We start from the raw sequence: 18413 nt of genomic DNA on the forward strand, positions 1-18413 counted from the left end.
AGGCTGAAATGGGATAAGATTACCTTGAAAAGGATGGATAGGGTTATATTTCAGCTCCAATTTCAAATAAAGTATTGAGCTGTGAGTAATGAGGCTTGAGTTGTACGGATTTTGTACTTCTCTAAAAAAGATGACCATTGAAAGCAAGGGGCACTGAGAAGGTGGAAATTCGTTTTCTTAAATGCCATGTAGCCAGGGAGGACCAAATACTTATTTATTATAATCTTTGTACGTACTACCTGCGATATGTCTTGGGTTTCAAATTACGAACCTACTAACTTAACCCTATGGATTGGTTGGATAAAAAAAGAATGTTGGAAAAAATTCGGGGTGATTATTTCCCGGTTCAGAAGGCTTTCTTCCTATTTTAGGAGATTTGAATTAATGGTTGAAGGAAGAAAAAGTACCTTGTGGTCGATTTATGTCATTAACCTGCAAAATGGGACATGATATTACTTAAAGTATGACCTAATGAATATAAGGACGCCGACCATACTTTACTTTGAACAAAATAACCAATAGAAATTTTATGAAGTCAGTAAAGCTTAATTTTAAGAAGATCCAGCAAATGGGAAGCCTGCTTTTGCTGGGCTGTATTTTTCAGGTAACATCTAGTTTTGCCCAGCAGCCAATCATCAAGGCGGATTTTGATTTTGAAGGAAGAAGGGAATCTGAAGTTAACGAGCCAGGATATTTCCCTTGGAGAATTTCTGAGAATAAAGTCCAAAGCCAGGATTTTGATGGTGTAGAGATTGAAGTCAAAGGAAACATCCGTTCCAATTGGTACAAAGCGGGGGTCCAAGCTCCCTATTATGCCCGATGGGTCAATGACGGTTTGGTTTCTGACGGTCCTCTGGAAATGACCATTAAGGGATTGCCTAATGGTAAGCATTCTTTGCTGACTGTTCATAATGCATTTGACAATCCTGAAAATCATACTTTTGCTCCTTTGGACATTTACCTAAATGGAAAACAGGTAATAGATAACCTTCAACCTAGTGTCCGAGCAGAAAGCAATATTGAAGGAGAAAGTGGATATTTGACTTTTGAAGTGGAAAATGGAGAATCGGTTTCAATTCGGATTGAAGCGGACCCTGATTCCAATGCAGATATTAATGAAGTGGTATTGAATGGTTTTGAAATCAATACGCCCAATGTGAAGTTGCAAGCGAAAGTCCCTTTTCCAGAAGATGGTGATGAGCACGTGGAAACGGAAGGGATATTGACCCTCAATTGGACTCCATCCAAAGATGCTGTTTCTCATCAAGTTTATTTTGGGAAGAATAGGGAAGCTTTGAAAAATGCTGACAAAAAATCAACTGTTTATCAAGGCCAAATAAAAAGTAATGAATTTCAGGTAGGAGAACTTTACAGCATGGATACCTATTTTTGGAGAGTAGATGAGGTTGGTGAAGACGGTGAGGTAACCAAGGGAGATGTTTGGTATTTCCGGCCTGCCCAATTGGCTTTTCCAGGTGCTGAAGGATATGGTCGATATGCCCGTGGAGGTCGGGGAGGAAAAGTTGTAGCAGTGACCAACCTTAATGATGATGGTCCTGGAAGTTTGCGTGAAGCTGTAACCAATGATATTGGCCCAAGAACCATTGTATTCAATGTTTCAGGAACCATTGAATTAAAATCCAGACTGGTGATAAACGACCCTTATGTGACTATCGCTGGACAGACAGCCCCTGGGAAGGGCATCTTGATCAGTAGGGCACCTTTGGGAGTGACCGGTAATGATAATATTGCCCGCTTTATAAGGGTAGGAATTGGTGCTGGAAGGACATTTGATGGAATGGGATTAACAGGTGCCAACCATAGTATTATGGATCACTGCTCTATCCGTTGGACCATAGATGAATCTTTTAGCTCCAGAGGAGCTCATAATATTACCCTTCAAAGAACCTTGATTGCTGAAGCTCTCAATGTGGCAGATCACGGCAAATATGAAGGAGGAAAAATGCATGGATATGCAGCTACCATTGGCGGGGATATTGGAAGTTTTCACCACAATTTGTTGGCCCATTGTTATGGAAGAAACTGGAGCATGGGTGGTGGTCTTGATGGCAATGGTTATTACACAGGAAGATTGGATATCAGAAACAATGTCGTTTATAACTGGGGGCATAGAACTACTGATGGTGGTGCCCATGAGGTGAACTTTGTCAATAATTATTATAAACCTGGAGCAGGAACAACCTTGTTTTACGCTTTAACCATGGACCATGAGGGTGTTGGTTTGGGGTCCCAGCGTGCCTATTTTTCAGGAAATGTAATGCCAGGGCATTTTGATGCAGAAAATCAGGAAAAAGGGAAAAGGAGTCGAATCTCTAATAATGAAAAAGTAAATTATAAGACTTTTGTTGAAAAACCTTTTTTCCCTTCCCATGTGAATACCCATAGTGCCCGGGATGCTTATAAAAATGTATTATCTGATGTGGGAGCCAACCAACCTGAATTGGATGAACATGATCAGAGGATCATTCAAGAGACTTTGGATAGCACTTTCACTTATAAAGGTAGTATCAGTGGAATTCCAGGAATGCCTGATACTGAACAAGATGTGGGAGGTTGGGAAAATTATCCTGAAGAAAAAAGGTCAGCAGATTGGGATAGAGACCAAGATGGATTGCCAACCTGGTGGGAAATTGTACATGGTCTAAACCCCGATTCCAAAAGGGGAGATTTTACTGAAACCAACCAGGATAAAGACAAAGATGGCTTTACCCAATTGGATAATTACCTGGCTTGGATGGCAGAGCCCCATTATTTCCTGAAAGAAGGGGAAACCTTGGAATTGGACGCTGAAAAACTATTCCGTGGATATACGAAGAATCCGGTTTATTACGTTTCTTCTGTAGAAAAAGGAGAAATAGAAATCGAACAAAATGGTAAAGTTATTTACCAAGCTTCTTCCAAAGGTTTGGACACCATTAAACTGATGGTCAAAGACGATGAAGGAAGCAAAATGGCCAGAGAAGTAAATATCTATATAGATTAAAAATATTAATTTGGGTTATTGTTAATTGGGATGCAGATGGGGCCATGTGGCTTCCATCTGCTTTTTTTTTTGCTTTTTTGTTGACTTCACAATCTTTTTGAACTACCCAGAGAAATTATTCCACTAAGTTAAAGTTCGATCTATTCCTAAGAGATCATAAATCATTTAACAGCCCAATTACTCCAAATTAAAATACTACCGATTTTTCTACAATTTGGGGAGTAATACATCAAAAATAGGAGGCGTGAATTACTTTTTAAGGGAAATAGGGCGGTTTTTGGGGATTGGCACAACATGTGAACAAAGTTTTCCTGAGAACTTAACCAAAACCCTAAAAAATTAATTTATCATGAAAAAGATCGCATTAATCTTCGCTTTGGGAGTTTTTTCCTTTGCTGGAATCCAAGCTGCCCCAGTAGTAAATTCTAATTTCACTGTTGTACAGGAGATTCAGGATGAAAATGAAATAGCACCTGAAGACCTTCCACAAGCAGTAAAAGATACCATTGCTGAAAAAGATGAAACCAAAGACCAAACCATTGCAAAAGCTTTTCAACTTACTGATGAAGCAGGAAATGTGGAATACAAAGTGGTATTTGGAACTGAGGAAGAAGGTTTATCTAAAAAATATGATGCAGAAGGGAATGAAATTGTTGAAACAGTTTAACCAAATTTTTTTTAAAAATGTGAAAATAGCACCAGGCAACTGTCTGGTGCATTTTTTTGATCTTATGGAAGATAGTTTTCCAATTAATGGAAAACCCATCTTATAAACAATTTAAGATTCAAATCTTTTAACCTTAAAATATTCCAACCTTTTTTTATCTTTTTTACCCATGATATTTATCATTTGCTATTGAGGATTCTGGTAGCAATTTTATTGGTATGAGGGGGTATCATCAATTAACTGTTGAAGCTATTCTGAAGGAACTGGGAAGTTCTAAAAATGGTCTAGGTGAAAAACAGGTCCAGAAAAACCGAAGCCAATTTGGATGGAATGAATTGCCAAAGGAAAGGGGGAAATCCAAATTGGTTATTTTTATTAGACAATTCAAAAGCCTGATGGTGATGATACTTTTGGCTGCAGCGTTGATTTCATTTTTGACCCAACATTTTATAGATGTATATGTGATTTTGGCTGTAGTATTGGCCAATGCCCTTATAGGTTTTTCCCAAGAGATAAGGGCCCAAAATGCGGTTATTGCCCTCCAAAAGATGTTAGTGCAACATTGTCGTGTAATTAGGGATGGGAAAGACTTCAAGGTTCCTATCCGGGAGTTGGTCCCTGGGGATGTTATTATTTTGGAGGAAGGCAATCAAATACCTGCGGATGCCAGAATAATCCAATCGAATAACCTAAGGACCGTGGAATCATCTCTTACCGGTGAATCGGTGCCTGAAAATAAGCAGGAGGAGCCTTTGCCCATAGAAACCCCGTTGGCAGACCAGACCAATATGCTTTGGAAGGGAACCTTTGTGGTGGCGGGTTATGGGGAAGCGGTAGTCTGCCAAACCGGAAGAAATACGGCACTGGGTAAGGTGGCAGAATCACTTTCAGTAATCAAACCAGAAAAGACCAATTTTCAACGGAAAACAGACCGTTTGGCCAGGCAAATGGCTTTAATTGCCTTTGGAAGTACTTTATTGATTTTTGTAGCCGGTTACCTCTCTGATGCCATCCCCTTAAAAGATCTATGGATGATTTCCATTGCAGTAATGGTGGCGGCTATTCCAGAGGGCTTGCCAGCTGTACTTTCTGTTGTGATGGCAATCGGTTCCTTTCGGATGTCCAAGAAAAATGCCATTATCAGGGAAATCACATCAGTGGAGACACTGGGAGCAGTGACTACTATAATTACGGATAAAACCGGGACGCTTACCCAAAATAAGTTGACAGTGACCAAAATGATGGTTCTGGGTGAGCCCGAAATAGAAGTGTCCGGAAATGGTTGGGCCCCAGAGGGAAAATTTCAACAAAACCACATTGAATTGCAGCCGAAGTCTCATCCAGTTTTAGCCAAAGTTATGGCCATTACTCATTTTTCAAACAATGCAGAAATCCGCTATTTCAAGGAAAAAGAAAATTACGAATTGGTTGGGGATCCAACAGAAGGAGCTTTGCGTACCCTGGCTGAAAAATCCGGGGCTTTGGACTCCTTTGAAAACTGGAATAAAATTGATGATCAACCATTTGATTCGAAGCTAAAACTGAGAGCAACCCTATGCCAAAACCACCAAAAAAAGGAATTGTTGGTGGTAGGTGCACCGGAAAAACTCTTGACTATCTCCCATCAAATTCTGACAAAAGAAGGGGTAAAGTCCTTGGATGATTCTTTAAAAAGAGAAATTGAAACAAAATTGGAGGAGTGGTCCTCTGAAGCCCTGCGAGTTATAGGCTTGGCTTATAAGGAGGTCAACAATGGAAATAATACCATAAGGGAAGTGGACATTGGTGATTTGGTTTTTGTAGGTCTGGTTGGGATGATCGACCCGCCAAGGAAGGAGGTCCGGGAAGCTGTTGAGAAATGCAAAAAAGCAGGAATCCGGGTAATAATGGCTACCGGGGATCATGTGAATACAGCAATTGCTATCAGTCAGGCCATAGGGATACTGGAAAAAGACAAGCCCTCCTCGAAAAAAGCCCTAACTGAATCTGAACTGGAAAAAATGGATGATGAAGAATTTGATCAGGCCATTTTGAAAGTCCAGGTTTTGGCCAGGTTAAACCCTGAAATGAAATTAAAAGTAGCCAGCAGGCTTCAGGAAAAGGGGGAATTGGTTGCCATGACCGGGGATGGGGTCAATGATGCACCCGCGCTCAAAAAAGCAGATGTAGGAGTTTCTATGGGGATCATGGGAACAGATGTGGCAAGGGCTGCATCCAAGGTGGTTTTGGCAGATGATAATTTTGCCACCATTGTCAATGCGGTAGAAGAGGGTAGGATTGTGTTTTCCAATGCCCGAAAAACCAGCTTTTTTTTGGTGACTACCAATTTTGCGGAAATTGTGACCTTGGTTATCCTGATTGCTATGGGGCAGCCCATGCCCTTAACAGCCATTCAAATCCTTTGGTTAAACTTGGTGACTGATGGTGTAGGAAATATTGCCTTGGCCACCGAAAAGGGCCATGGGGATATGTTGAAGGAAAAGCCCCTGAAAAAAAGGGAGGATATTTTGAATAAGAAAATATTCCCTTTTTTACTGATAATGGTCAGTTCCATGAGTTTGCTTTGTCTGGGAGTTTTCTTTTGGTTTATTGATCAGGGTATAGAAAAAGCCAGAACGGCAGTTTTTATCACCATGGCCATGACCCAACTTTATAACTTGTATAATATGAGGTCTCTGAAGAAAGCCACTATTAGTATGGGGTATTTTACCAATAAGTATATAAATTTTGCCTTTATACTCAGTTTATTAATCCAAATCCTGATCATTGAAATCCCCTTTTTTCAGGAGATTTTTGATTTTTCCAAAGTAAATATTGCTGAATTTTCGGTGTTGGTAATATTATCTTCCACCGCCCTATGGATGGGGGAAATTTATAAAGCCTGGATAAAAAAACAGACCAAACTGCCTGAAAATTTGCAGGCATAAGATATGAGAATTTCCACAATAAGAATTTAGGGACTAAAATTTCTACCTTAGAAGCCACAGGGGGATATTGGGGAATAAAAAAGGTTTTTAAATAATTTAGCAATTTTTTATGGTTTTTTCCTTTCTATACTCAACTGGCGGTTGAGCAGAAAACCAGATTCCTAAACTTCTCACATGTTAAGTAAAGCATTCGGTTATTATCCGTATCAATGTCAAGAAATCTAAAAACTACAATTATGGTTTTAAGGCTTCTCTAATTTTTTATACAGTTAGTATTATGATAAAAATCATAAAATAAAAAGATCTTGCTTTTGAATTGATCGCCCCGTTTGCTTGAAATTTATCAAAAAATAGGGAAGTTATTTTCCCATTAATATTCTTTGGAATGTATTTAAAAGCCAATTATTATGAAAGTTACTGTTTTTAGTACTCATAAGTTTGAACGTGAATTCTTGAATCTTGCCATTCAGGACCATCAGTTGCACCTGTTGGAGACCAAATTGACCTTGGATACAGCTAGTTTGGCTGCTGGCTCAGAGGCGGTTTCAATTTTTGTAAATGATGATGCTTCAGGACCTGTTCTTCAAAAGCTGAAAGAAGTAGGGGTGAAATTTTTGGCTTTAAGATCTGCTGGCTACAATCATGTGGATTTGCAAGAGGCAAATCACTTGGGGATAAAAGTAGCCAGGGTGCCTGAATACTCTCCTGCAGCTATTGCAGAGCATACGGTAGCCATCATGTTGGGCCTTAATCGAAAATTGATCAAAGCTCATAACCGCGTAAGGGACCTTAACTTTTCTTTGGATGGTTTGGTAGGCTTTGACATGGAAGGGAAAACTGTCGGGGTGATAGGTACAGGAAAAATAGGCAGCAAGGTTATTCGAATCCTCCATGGGTTTGGATGTCGGATATTGGCTTTTGATCCTTATGAAAATAAGGATCTTAAAAACCAGTATCAAGTTCAATATGTGGATTTGGATACGCTCTGCAAGGAATCAGATATTATTAGCCTTCATTTGCCCTTGACCAAAGAATCCAAATATCTTATCAATGAAGGGAGCATTCTTCAAATGAAACAGGGGGTAATGGTGATCAATACCAGTAGAGGAGGACTGGTCAATACAGTGGATGTTATCCAAGGTTTGAAAACAGGGAAAATTGGTTCTTTTGGCATAGATGTTTATGAGGAGGAAGCAGAATTATTTTTCGAGGATCATTCCGAAGATATTTTGCAAGATGATGTTATTGCCAGGCTCATGACTTTTCAGAATGTTTTGATCACAAGTCACCAGGCATTTTTAACAAAAGAAGCCTTGACCCAAATTGCAGCGACTACTTCTTATAATTTAAATTGTTGGGAAAATTTGGAAAATAATCCCAATGAGTTGGTTTTTGAAGAAGTAAAGAAACCCTGACCCGCTTTACAATTGTAAAGAAAGAACAAACTGACTAGTCCTGAAAAAACAGCCCCCCAATCCAATACCTGGAGCGGGGCTGTTTTTTCTTAATGTTAGGGGAAAATTATGACAATAGTCTTTAAAGCGTAATAAGGACCCATTTTTAGAAAATTATTCAAAAATATTACGTGATTAAACTAGTGATTTTTAATGATGATAATCACTGTTAATTAAACGTTTATTATTGTAATTCAATTTTTAACCTATTACTAAAATAACCAAAGGGATAAAATAGAAAGGATCATACCTTTTATTATATTATGGAATTATCTAAATTTATCAAGAGGCTTAATCAGGCCAAATGCTCAATAGAGACCAGATTTGAAATCTATTGGCAAAATAATAGATTCTCATCCATTTTAATTATCTATGATTTTTCGTGGCAATCCGGCATTAAAATATTTGGCAGCAGGGATTCTGCTCATCCTATCTGTATTCTTTTTTTTGTTAGTAGAAGCCAATGATGATATGGAACGGTCCTTGGCATACCTGATTGTTATCCTCTACCTCCTTTGGATGGGAGGGAGGGGTAAATATTATACTTTTTTAGGGGTATTAAGCACAGGTGCTTTGGTCTTGGGCTATTATTTGTCCACTGCCCCGGAAAACAGAAGCCTGACCACTTTTTCGGCCAGTTTGGTAACTGTGTGTGCCATTTGGATTGTGATCTACTATACCCGGAAGCAAAAGAAATATTTGGCAAGAGAATTGAAGGATAAGAAGCGCTTGGATGCTATGTTTGAAAATGCCACCGAAGGGATTTTGATGACCAACCAGGCTGGGGATATAATCATGGTTAATAAATATGCCGAGCAGCTTTTTGGTTATTCCCGTAAAGAATTGATTGGGGAAAAAATTGAAAAATTGATCCCTCAAAGATTTGCCTGTAAACATGCCAAATACAGGGATAATTATCATAAAGACCCCCATAATCGTCCCATGGGTGGTGGAAGTGAGCTTTTTGCTTTAAGGAAAAATAAAGAGGAATTTCCTGTAGAAATTAGTTTGGGCTATTTTCAGGCTGAAGAAGGTATCCATGTGATTGCTTTTATTTTGGATATTACTGAGCGGAAAAAAGCTTCCGAACAATTGAAAAAAGAAAAGGAAATAACTCAAAGACTAAATGAAGAATTGGAGGTTAGGGTAGAAGGTCGTACAAGAGATCTGGAAGGCGCCTTAAGGGAATTGGAAGTAAGCAATGGGTACCTAAAAAAAATGGAGGAAGATTTATTGGTAGCATTGGAAAAGGAAAGAGAATTGGGGGAAATGAAATCCAGGTTTGTTACCACGGCTTCCCATGAATTTAGGACACCTCTAAGTACTATTTTATCATCTGTATTTTTGTTGGAAAATTATTCAGGTGAGGAATATGAAGATTCCAAAAAAACACATATCAAAAGGATAAAGAGGGCGGTTAAGAACATGACCGAAATCCTCAATGAGTTTTTATCCCTCAGTAAATTAGAGGAGGGGAGGATTAAAGCATCTTATACCCATACTGATATTCCTAATTGTATCGATGAAATCATGGATGAAATGGAATCAGTTAAAAAAACAGACCAACAACTAATTTTTTCCCATTCTGGAGATGTTAATGTTTTGATGTTTGACAAACAATTTTTAAGAAATATCCTCATCAATTTGATTTCAAATGCTATAAAATTTTCTAACAAGGGGGATATCGTTGAGGTGGAGTCTAATATTAAATCTGATAGATTGGTTTTGAAAGTTACCGATCATGGTATTGGTATCCCTTCAGAGGACCAACAATACCTATTCAAAAGGTTTTTCCGTGCCCATAATGCCCTTAATATTGAAGGGACCGGTTTGGGACTCAATATCGTCAAAAAATATGTGGACCTAATGAAAGGAGAAATAGCATTTGAAAGTAAACCAGGAGAAGGAACTTCTTTTACCGTCACTATTCCTACAACTAGTAATCTCCTGCCTGTAGAAAAGAACAACATCCCCAAAGTAAATTAATTAACCAAAATGATAACAACCATATTGGTCATCGAAGACAATCCGGAAATGTGTGACAACATTTCCAGTATTCTTGAGCTTAATAAATATAAAGTCCTTACAGCTATTGATGGAAAAACTGGTGTAGAACTTGCCTATGAAAATAAGCCTGATTTAATCCTATGTGATATTATGATGCCTGAATTAGATGGCTATGGAGTTTTGCACATTTTAAGCAAACACCCTGAAACTTCTGATATTCCATTTATTTTTTTGACAGCAAAAGCAGAGCAAACCGATTTTAGAAAGGGGATGAGTTTAGGGGCAGATGATTATATCACTAAACCATTTGACGGACTTGACTTATTGAGAGCAGTTGAAACACGCTTGAAAAAAAATGAGAAATTGAAATCTGCATTTGGGGGTGGACTTACCGAAGATATAGATCAATTTTTGGAAAAAGCCCAAAAATACGGTGATTTGGAAAATTTATCAGAAAACCGAATACACCGGACCTATGGTAAAAAAGAAATTATATTTAGGGAAGGACAGCATCCCACATTCGTTTTTTATGTAGTGAAAGGGGAGGTTAAATCCTCACGGGTAAGTTATGATGGAAAAGAACTGATTACCGGATTGTATAATGAAGGGGATTTTTTTGGATATGTACCCATATTAAAAAATACTCCTTATGAAGAATCGGCCATTGCTTTATCGGAAGTGGAATTGGGCATAATTCCCAAACATGATTTTCACAAATTGGTTTATACCAACCGGGAGATTGCAGCAAGGTTTATTCGAATGATGGCCAATAATTTATATGATACTGAAAAGCGACTTTTGGATTTGGCCTATCAAAGTGTTCGCCAACGGGTAGCCTCGGCCATTATAAGGTTATTCCACCAAGAGGACGAAAGGGCCAATTCTGGGCACCTAATAAAATTGCCAAGAAAAGATATGGCAAGTATTGTAGGCACTGCTTTAGAATCATTGAATCGTACTATTTCAGATTTTAAGGAGGAAGGTTTAATTGAAGTGGTCGGAAATGGTATTAAAATTTTAGAAATGGGAAAACTGGAAAAATTGGGAAAATAAATACGTTACAAAATCCCGGTTTTGTTGGTTAAGATTATTTAAAAATTGGAAAGCATCAGTTAATTATTGCTAATATCGGAATGATAAAGAAATCGGGGGATGAAAAAAATATTGGTGCCATGTGATTTTTCTGAAGCATCCCATGCAGCTTTTGCTTTTGCTTCCCAAATAGCCTCTGCCAATGAGGGAGTGGTAGAAGTGTTGCATGTATTGGAATTCCCATTTAATCTGGAACAACCTTATTATATGGCTTCATTTAACTATGACCTGGATGGTTTGTTCTTAGAATTGAAAAAAGGAGCTGAGGGAAGATTTGAAAATATGAAAGCCCCTCATGATTTAAAAGGAACACATGTGAATTTTAATGTTTTGCACGGTACAGTTGCAAAAAAGATTGAGGAGTTTGTAGGTGAGAAAGGAATAGAATTAATTGTTATCGGGACTGAAGGACACAGTCAATTGCATAATTTTTTCGTAGGAAGCAACACTGAAAAGGTCATTAGGAGATCGGAGGTTCCTGTAATTACGCTTAAAAAATCCATTCCATTGAACATAATAAAAGACATAGTTCTTCCCATTGATTTTAAGCCATTGGGTGAGGAATGGGAAAACAAGATCAAATATCTTCAGGGATTTTTTAAAGCCAAACTTCATTTAGTATTTATAAATACCCCAAGTTGGTTTATGGAAGATAGCCTTGCCCTTGATAAAATGAAACAATTTGCAGAGGACCATCAACTAGAGGGGGCTACCTTTAATGTACGGAACAATTATCATGTACCAGATGGTATCCATAAATTTGCACATGAGATTCAAGCAGGAATGATTGCCTTAGGTACCCATGAAAGAAAAGGCCTGGAACATTTTTTTGGGGAGGTGTCCAGGAAAGAATGGTCCATGGTTTGGAAGTTCCTATTTGGACCTATAATAGAAAATAATGGAAAATAACATCCCAAAAGTAAAGAAAGTGCTTTTAAGATTACACTGGTTTTGGTGATGGAAACCTAGCTAGTGCCACATTAACTTAGAGTAAAGCTTGTCAAGCCCTTAATTATGCTTTTTAGGAATTCATTTCTTTCAAATGTTGCTAATGGTTTAATCCTTTTGGTGTTGGGAAGTTATTTGTTGAAGCAGGCCAGTTTTATAGTTATTCCCCTGGCTTGGTCTGTATTTTTAAGTATATCTTTAGACCCCCTTTGTGATTGGCTGGAAAGGAAAAGGTTCCCCAGGGTATTGGCAGAATTTATCGTCATAATATTGTTGTCTTTGGTGGCTATGATTACCATCTATTATTTTGTGGATCAGGCCATGGGTTTGATGGAAAGGGGACCACTAATTGAGGGAAAAGTAAAGGAAAACTTTTCCCAATTGAATGTGTGGACCAGAAATAGGTTAGGTTTGGATATTGGGATTGATAATATTCAATTTGGAATATCTGAAATTTTGGATGGAAAGGTATTATCCAATTTGCTTCAGTCCACGGCCGAAACCATTTTGATGCTGGGCATTATCCCTGTATATATTTTCTTTTTTATTTACTACAAAGATTTCTTTTTTGCCTTTATCAACAAATTGGCCTATAAAAAAGGAACTTCCCCGCCAAAATGGTTCCAGGATGCACGGGGAATGGTTCAGAATTACCTTAAGGGGATGCTTTTTGTCACCATTATTGTTGCCATTATGGCAACATTGGTATTTTATTTCTTAGGGGTTAAATATTACCTGTTTTTTGCTTTATTTGTAGCCCTTTTTAATTTGATTCCCTACATTGGGGTGATATTATCTTCCGTTGTTTCAGTTTTATATGTTTGGCTAACTACTGATTCCATTTTATATCCTTTGCTAACCCTGTTATTACTTTGGTTAATTCAGATTATTGAAAATAACATCATCACCCCAATTGTGGTGGGGACAAAAATTAAATTGAACCCCTTGGCAGTAATTCTTTCGATTATGGTTGGCGGGTGGTTGTGGGGATTGTCTGGAGTGATTCTTTTTAATCCATTGGTAGGGGTTCTCAAAATTGTTTTTGACAATATAAAGGGGTTAAGCCCATATGGATACCTTTTAGGTACTGATATTCCAGTCTATGAAAGAAATGAAAACTTCCTTAAGGTGATCAAAAAAAGATTAGGGTTTTTTAAATGATAATTATCATAGGAAGTGCCTCCATTTGCTATTTTTTTTATTATAAAAATGATTAATTTTTGTTTATGTAAGAAAAAATTGTACATCCTTTATGGGACTGGTGTTTCCTAATGCCACTTATGTGATCCTTATTATTGGGATATAAGTAAATTAGGTAGTCGTCTAGAATTAAAATATTTAATAAATTCTATCAAAAAGGTAGGGGTCATATGGAGTTAAATGGTGTGCATGCTTCCCCTGTTTCTGATAATGCCCTTCAAATTCTTCAGGAGAGGTATTTGTTAAAAGACTTATTAGATAATTGCCTAGAATCCCCAGGTGAGATGTTTATGAGGGTTGCTAAATGGGTGGCTAAGGCGGAAGAAAAATGGGGAGACTTATCGTTGGTGAAAAAATGGACCATGGAGTTTAATAATGCCATGGTAAGCCTGAAGTTTTTGCCCAATTCTCCAACATTAATGAATGCAGGAAGAAAGAAAGGTCAGTTAAGCGCTTGTTTTGTTTTGCCAGTAGAGGATAGCTTGCCAGATATTTTTTCTACTCTAAAGCTAATGGCCATGATCCAACAAAAAGGGGGAGGAACAGGGTTTAACTTTTCCCACTTAAGGCCAGAGAAGGCTAATTTAAAAAATACTGGGGGATGGGCCTCAGGACCGATAGGGTTTATGAAGATTTTTGATGCAGCATCTGGGCAAATCAAGCAAGCAGGAAGAAGGAGAGGAGCAAATATGGGGATATTGGATATTGATCACCCCGATATTGAATTATTTATCAGCTGTAAAAGAAATTTCACCTCCCTTAAAAACTTTAATATTTCGGTGGGAGTGACCGATAAGTTTATGTTGGCGGTGGAAAGAAAAAAAGATTGGTTCTTAACCCATCCTCAATCCCATGAAATAGTAAAGACTGTAAATGCCTCAGACTTATGGAGAAATATTGCCCAAAATGCTTGGGATTGTGGGGATCCTGGAGTCGTTTTTTTGGATACTATTAATAGGCAAAATCCTCTATTATCTTTAGGCAAGATAGAGGCAACCAATCCATGTGGCGAGGTTCCTTTGCTTCCTTTTGAAGCATGTAATTTAGGCTCTATTAATTTATCCAAATTTGTAAGCAGGAAAAAAGTGGATTGGGAAGCATTGATGAAGATGGTTCATCTTGCTATCCGATTTTTGGATGATATAATAGAGGTAAATTATTATCTCCAAAGCGAAGTCAAGGACATTTCTTTAGCCAACAGGAAAATAGGTTTGGGGGTAATGGGATGGGCTGATATGTTGGTGAAATTGAATATTCCTTATGATTCAAATGAAGCCGTGGAATTGGCATCCCAAATAATGAAATTTATCAGGGACAATAGCAGGGAGGCATCCACGAATTTGGCAAAGGAAAGGGGCTGTTTCCCGAATTGGCCAAAAAGCAATCACTTTCCCCATAGACCATTGCGAAATGCTACTCTTAACAGCATTGCTCCTACAGGAAGTATTTCTATTATTGCGGATACTTCCTCTTCCATAGAACCGTTTTTTGCCTTGGCATTTCAGCGAAAAAATGTGCTAAATAATCATTCACTGATCTCGATAAATAATCAATTCCTGGACTTCTTATATGAAAATCAATACCCTGTAACTGAAATACTAGAAAAAGTTTTGGCCAATGGAAGCACCCAGGATGTGAAAATTCTACCCCCTGAAATAAGGCGGATTTATAAAATATCCGAAGAGATCAGTCCTGAATGGCATTTGAAACACCAGGCTGCCTTTCAGAAATATATAGATAATGCGGTTTCTAAAACCATCAATTTACCCGAGTCTTCAACTGTGGAAGAAGTGGAAAAAACTTTCTTCCATGCATGGAAATTACAAACAAAGGGTATTACAATTTTTAGAAATGTAAAAGGAATGAAGAAAGTTATTGAAAAAGGAATCACTGTCGAGCATAATGGATGTAGGATTTGTGTCCGTTAAGAAGGAGGTTAAATTTTGAATTTTAGGGTAACAGCATTTGGTAAAGCTTAGTGGGGGTGAAACTGCATGCAGAGCCGAACGGGAAATGGTGTATGTTATGCAGGGGAAAACAACTGCAAAAAGTGTTTTTTGATATTAGATACTAATTTTTCCGGATTCTTGAATCTGTAATACTGAGGAATTAAGCGTGTAGAAGTCCTAAAAGGAAATTTCCATAATCGGTTGAAGAAAGGATAAAAAAGGGGAGCGAATTACTAAAAAACGACTCCCCAAAAAAAATAATTGCCGTGGTTAAATTTGTATTTCCTTTTTAATTTTTAGACTCATAGGCAAGTACATTGCTCTCCAGCGGGATTTTTTGCTCTTCGCTGAAGGAAAACAATTTTACATTTTGGCTTTCCAGCAAAGTGTCCAACCTCATGGAGAAATCTGTAAGGATATTCATGTAATTTATAAATGCTTCAAAAGGTGTGTTATAAGGGTTGAAGTACTTATGGACATCCCCATCTGCAAAATATTTTGTGCACATGTAATAGAAGTGGTCACTTGTTTGGAGGTACAACCAATCTCTATTGATGGCTTCATTATTAAGAAACCTTACTTTATCCTCCAGTTTATACAAGGATTCAAAAGCATCGTTTTGCAAATCATTTCCCAACCAAGCTGAAAGGTCCCTTTCCTCATCAGCCCATGAAACGGGATGAGGGAAGGATAATTGGCCTGCAACAGGCATTCTCTCGACGGCTTCGGAAGGAGTTACAAACCCAATATTGGACTGAAGTGCTTTTTCTGGCAAGGCTCTAAGGAAATCAAATATTCCAGTTTCCGGCCACTGGTGTTCTCCAAAGGTTTCATAATCCATAAAGAGATTGATAATCTGTTCATTTTCCGGAATGGCATTTAGCCAATGGGTGTATTTTTCGGTTGTGAGAGGCCATTCTTTCCAGTTTTTGTCCGAAAATCGGAAAGCCACATCATCACTTAATTTGTAGTTTTTCAACAATAATTTCAAGCCCGGGCTGCTGGCACTTTGGTAAAGGAAATTAGGACTTTGCCAGCCTAATATTCTATCTGCCCCCTCCGTTAGCATGGCTTTATAACCCATTTCATGGACGATGTCTCCTATGAAATCGGCATAAACCAATTCCGTATTACGGAAGCAAGTTGGTTTTTGGCCAAATAATTTTTCTATTTTTTCGCCATGAGCTTTTACTTGGCGAATAAATTCTTTTTTGCTTTTTAGCACTGCCAGGGAATGGGAATAAGTTTCTGCTAAGAATTCCACATTTCCAGTAGATGCCAATTTTTGGAAACTTTCCAACACCTCCGGCATATACCATTCAAATTGATCCAGTGCAACTCCAGAGATGGAATAAGAAACCTTAAAGTCTTTTCCATACTGATGAATAAGGTAAAGGATCACTTGGTTGGCCGTCAAATAACACTTATGAGCCACTTTTCTAAGTATACCTGAATTTGCTTCAAAGTCGTAATAGTCACTTTTTTCCCCAATTTCAAAGAAAGGATAATTTCTCAACCTGAAAGGTTGATGTACCTGGAAGTAGAAGCATAGATTTTTCATAAGCTTGAATTATGGTTGTTGAAGGATTAATTCAGAATGGATTGGTAAAGGCTTTTCATTTTTTCAGTTTGGGTCACCCAACTCATGATTTCCACCTCCTTAGTGCCTCCTTGAGTAAGGGTTTTGGAAAGACTTTGGTACCTTCCCAGAGCTTGAATGGCATTGGCCATGGCATTGGTATCCCAGAAATCAATTTTGATTGCATGAGTTAAAATTTCCGATACACCTGACTGTTTGGATATGATGACGGGGGTTTGATTGAGTATGGCTTCCAAAGGTGAGATGCCAAAGGGCTCTGACACCGAAGGCATCACATAAACATCACTCATTTCCAGCATCTGGTGGACATGATCCCCCTTCAAAAAACCTGTAAAATGGAAATGGCTTGAAATGCGAAGCTTGGCAGCTAATTCAATCATTTTGATCAACATATTGCCACTTCCTGCCATAACAAATCGAAACCTTTTGTCTTTTCTCAATACTTTGGCGGCCGCTTCTATAAAATATTCGGGCCCTTTTTGGAATGTTACCCTGCCGAGGTAACAAATAACTTTTTCTCTGAATTTTTTTCCATTTGGATTTCCATTGATTCTGAAAGGTTTTTCCAGGGAATTATGGATTGTCGTGATTTTATCTGGATGGATACTGTATCGGTGTATAATAATTTGCCTTGTAAATTCGCTTACAGCTATAATATGATCAGCCTCCTCCATGGCCTTTCTTTCAATGTCATAAATCTGTTGGTTGACATGTTCTCCGGACCTGTCAAATTCGGTGGAATGTATATGGATAATCAGGGGTTTATTTTTCGCTCTTTTGGCAAGTAAAGCAGCTGGAAAGGAAAGCCAATCATGGGCATGAATTAGGTCGTAATCATTGTTTTCGGCGATTTGTGCACATACAAAGGCATAATTTCTAACCTCATCGAACAAAAAGTATCCGTATTTTCCAGAAAATGAGAAAGATTGCATTCCCGGGATATTTTTCATTTTTGAAACGGACTTCGTACTTGAGGTAGAATCAAATATCTCTTCTGGTTGGATATATGGGAAAACAGGGTTGTTAACTTCAAAATAGGTTAACACATTTTGAAGCTGTTTTCCATAGGAGCTCCCCATTGGAACAGGAATATCTTCGGCAGAAACTAATCTGAAGTTTTCTTTGGATTCATCGCCATGGACCTTAGGTACTACCATGATGACTTCCACATTGTTCTGAATCAATCCATTAACGATTCCCTGGCAAGCTGTGCCCAATCCTCCTGAAATATGTGGAGGAAATTCCCATCCAAACATTAAAACTTTCATATAAAAATATTTAGAATTTTTATTAATATCACCACCCCGAAAATTGGGTAAACTATCCCTAGTACCTATTTACATTAGGCTATGGAAAACCTCGCTCAGAGGTAATCTAAAGCCATAATTAATGCTAGTTTATTTTGGGGTTTGATAAATAATGGCTATCAATGCCATTATATCTTGGATTTGTTTTCCATCCTTGGAAATGGAATTACCCTTGGATTTCTTTTCGTTATCTTTCCTCAGAAGGGGTTTTATTTTAACCCGGAATCCTTTTGCTGAATCGAGAAATAAATTTCTTAA

The 18413-nt window shown here is 38.0% G+C and carries 11 protein-coding genes; 9 read left to right on the forward strand and 2 right to left on the reverse strand.

The genetic code is table 11. The features are described from left to right. Positions 1 to 529 precede the first annotated feature (529 nt). The 9 genes from QWY93_RS14435 (at position 530) to QWY93_RS14475 (ending at position 15227) form a co-directional block, all read left to right on the forward strand. Positions 530 to 3004, forward strand: coding sequence for a T9SS C-terminal target domain-containing protein (locus tag QWY93_RS14435; protein ID WP_290249075.1), 2475 nt, complete (start codon positions 530 to 532; stop codon positions 3002 to 3004). Between the two features lie 349 nt (positions 3005 to 3353). Next, positions 3354 to 3671, forward strand: a complete 318-nt coding sequence (locus tag QWY93_RS14440) for a hypothetical protein (protein ID WP_290249076.1) — start codon at positions 3354 to 3356, stop codon at positions 3669 to 3671. A 218-nt stretch (positions 3672 to 3889) separates the two neighbouring features. Then, entirely contained in the window at positions 3890 to 6598 is a 2709-nt protein-coding gene (locus QWY93_RS14445) for a cation-translocating P-type ATPase (RefSeq protein ID WP_290249077.1), read from the forward strand. A 407-nt stretch (positions 6599 to 7005) separates the two neighbouring features. Continuing rightward, the gene (locus QWY93_RS14450) at positions 7006 to 8013 is read left to right on the forward strand and encodes a 2-hydroxyacid dehydrogenase (protein WP_290249079.1); all 1008 of its coding nucleotides are present in this window, start codon (positions 7006 to 7008) and stop codon (positions 8011 to 8013) included. A gap of 411 nt (positions 8014 to 8424) precedes the next feature. Next, positions 8425 to 10038, forward strand: coding sequence for a sensor histidine kinase (locus QWY93_RS14455; protein WP_290249080.1), 1614 nt, complete (start codon positions 8425 to 8427; stop codon positions 10036 to 10038). Positions 10039 to 10047: 9 nt separating this feature from the next. Further along, entirely contained in the window at positions 10048 to 11112 is a 1065-nt protein-coding gene (locus QWY93_RS14460) for a response regulator (RefSeq protein ID WP_290249081.1), read from the forward strand. 99 nt (positions 11113 to 11211) lie between these two features. Then, complete coding sequence (locus QWY93_RS14465; RefSeq protein WP_290249082.1) at positions 11212 to 12060, forward strand: universal stress protein; 849 nt, start codon at positions 11212 to 11214, stop codon at positions 12058 to 12060. Between the two features lie 105 nt (positions 12061 to 12165). Continuing rightward, positions 12166 to 13260, forward strand: a complete 1095-nt coding sequence (locus QWY93_RS14470) for an AI-2E family transporter (RefSeq protein ID WP_290249083.1) — start codon at positions 12166 to 12168, stop codon at positions 13258 to 13260. A 209-nt stretch (positions 13261 to 13469) separates the two neighbouring features. Then, positions 13470 to 15227: an adenosylcobalamin-dependent ribonucleoside-diphosphate reductase gene (locus QWY93_RS14475; RefSeq protein WP_290249084.1), complete on the forward strand. Its 1758-nt coding sequence runs from the start codon at positions 13470 to 13472 to the stop codon at positions 15225 to 15227. Between the two features lie 310 nt (positions 15228 to 15537). Here QWY93_RS14475 and QWY93_RS14480 read toward each other — a convergent pair whose 3' ends face one another. Together QWY93_RS14480 and QWY93_RS14485 are read right to left on the reverse strand one after the other, a co-directional pair. Next, on the reverse strand, positions 15538 to 16809 hold the full coding sequence (locus QWY93_RS14480; RefSeq protein WP_290249085.1) for a glycoside hydrolase family 57 protein: 1272 nt from the start codon (positions 16807 to 16809) through the stop codon (positions 15538 to 15540). A 26-nt stretch (positions 16810 to 16835) separates the two neighbouring features. Next, positions 16836 to 18116 carry a glycosyltransferase family 4 protein gene (locus QWY93_RS14485; RefSeq protein ID WP_290249086.1) on the reverse strand — a complete coding sequence of 427 codons (1281 nt, stop codon included), beginning with the start codon at positions 18114 to 18116 and terminating at the stop codon, positions 16836 to 16838. Between the last annotated feature and the right edge of the window lie 297 nt (positions 18117 to 18413).

The organism is Echinicola jeungdonensis, assembly GCF_030409905.1.
Classification (GTDB): domain Bacteria; phylum Bacteroidota; class Bacteroidia; order Cytophagales; family Cyclobacteriaceae; genus Echinicola; species Echinicola jeungdonensis.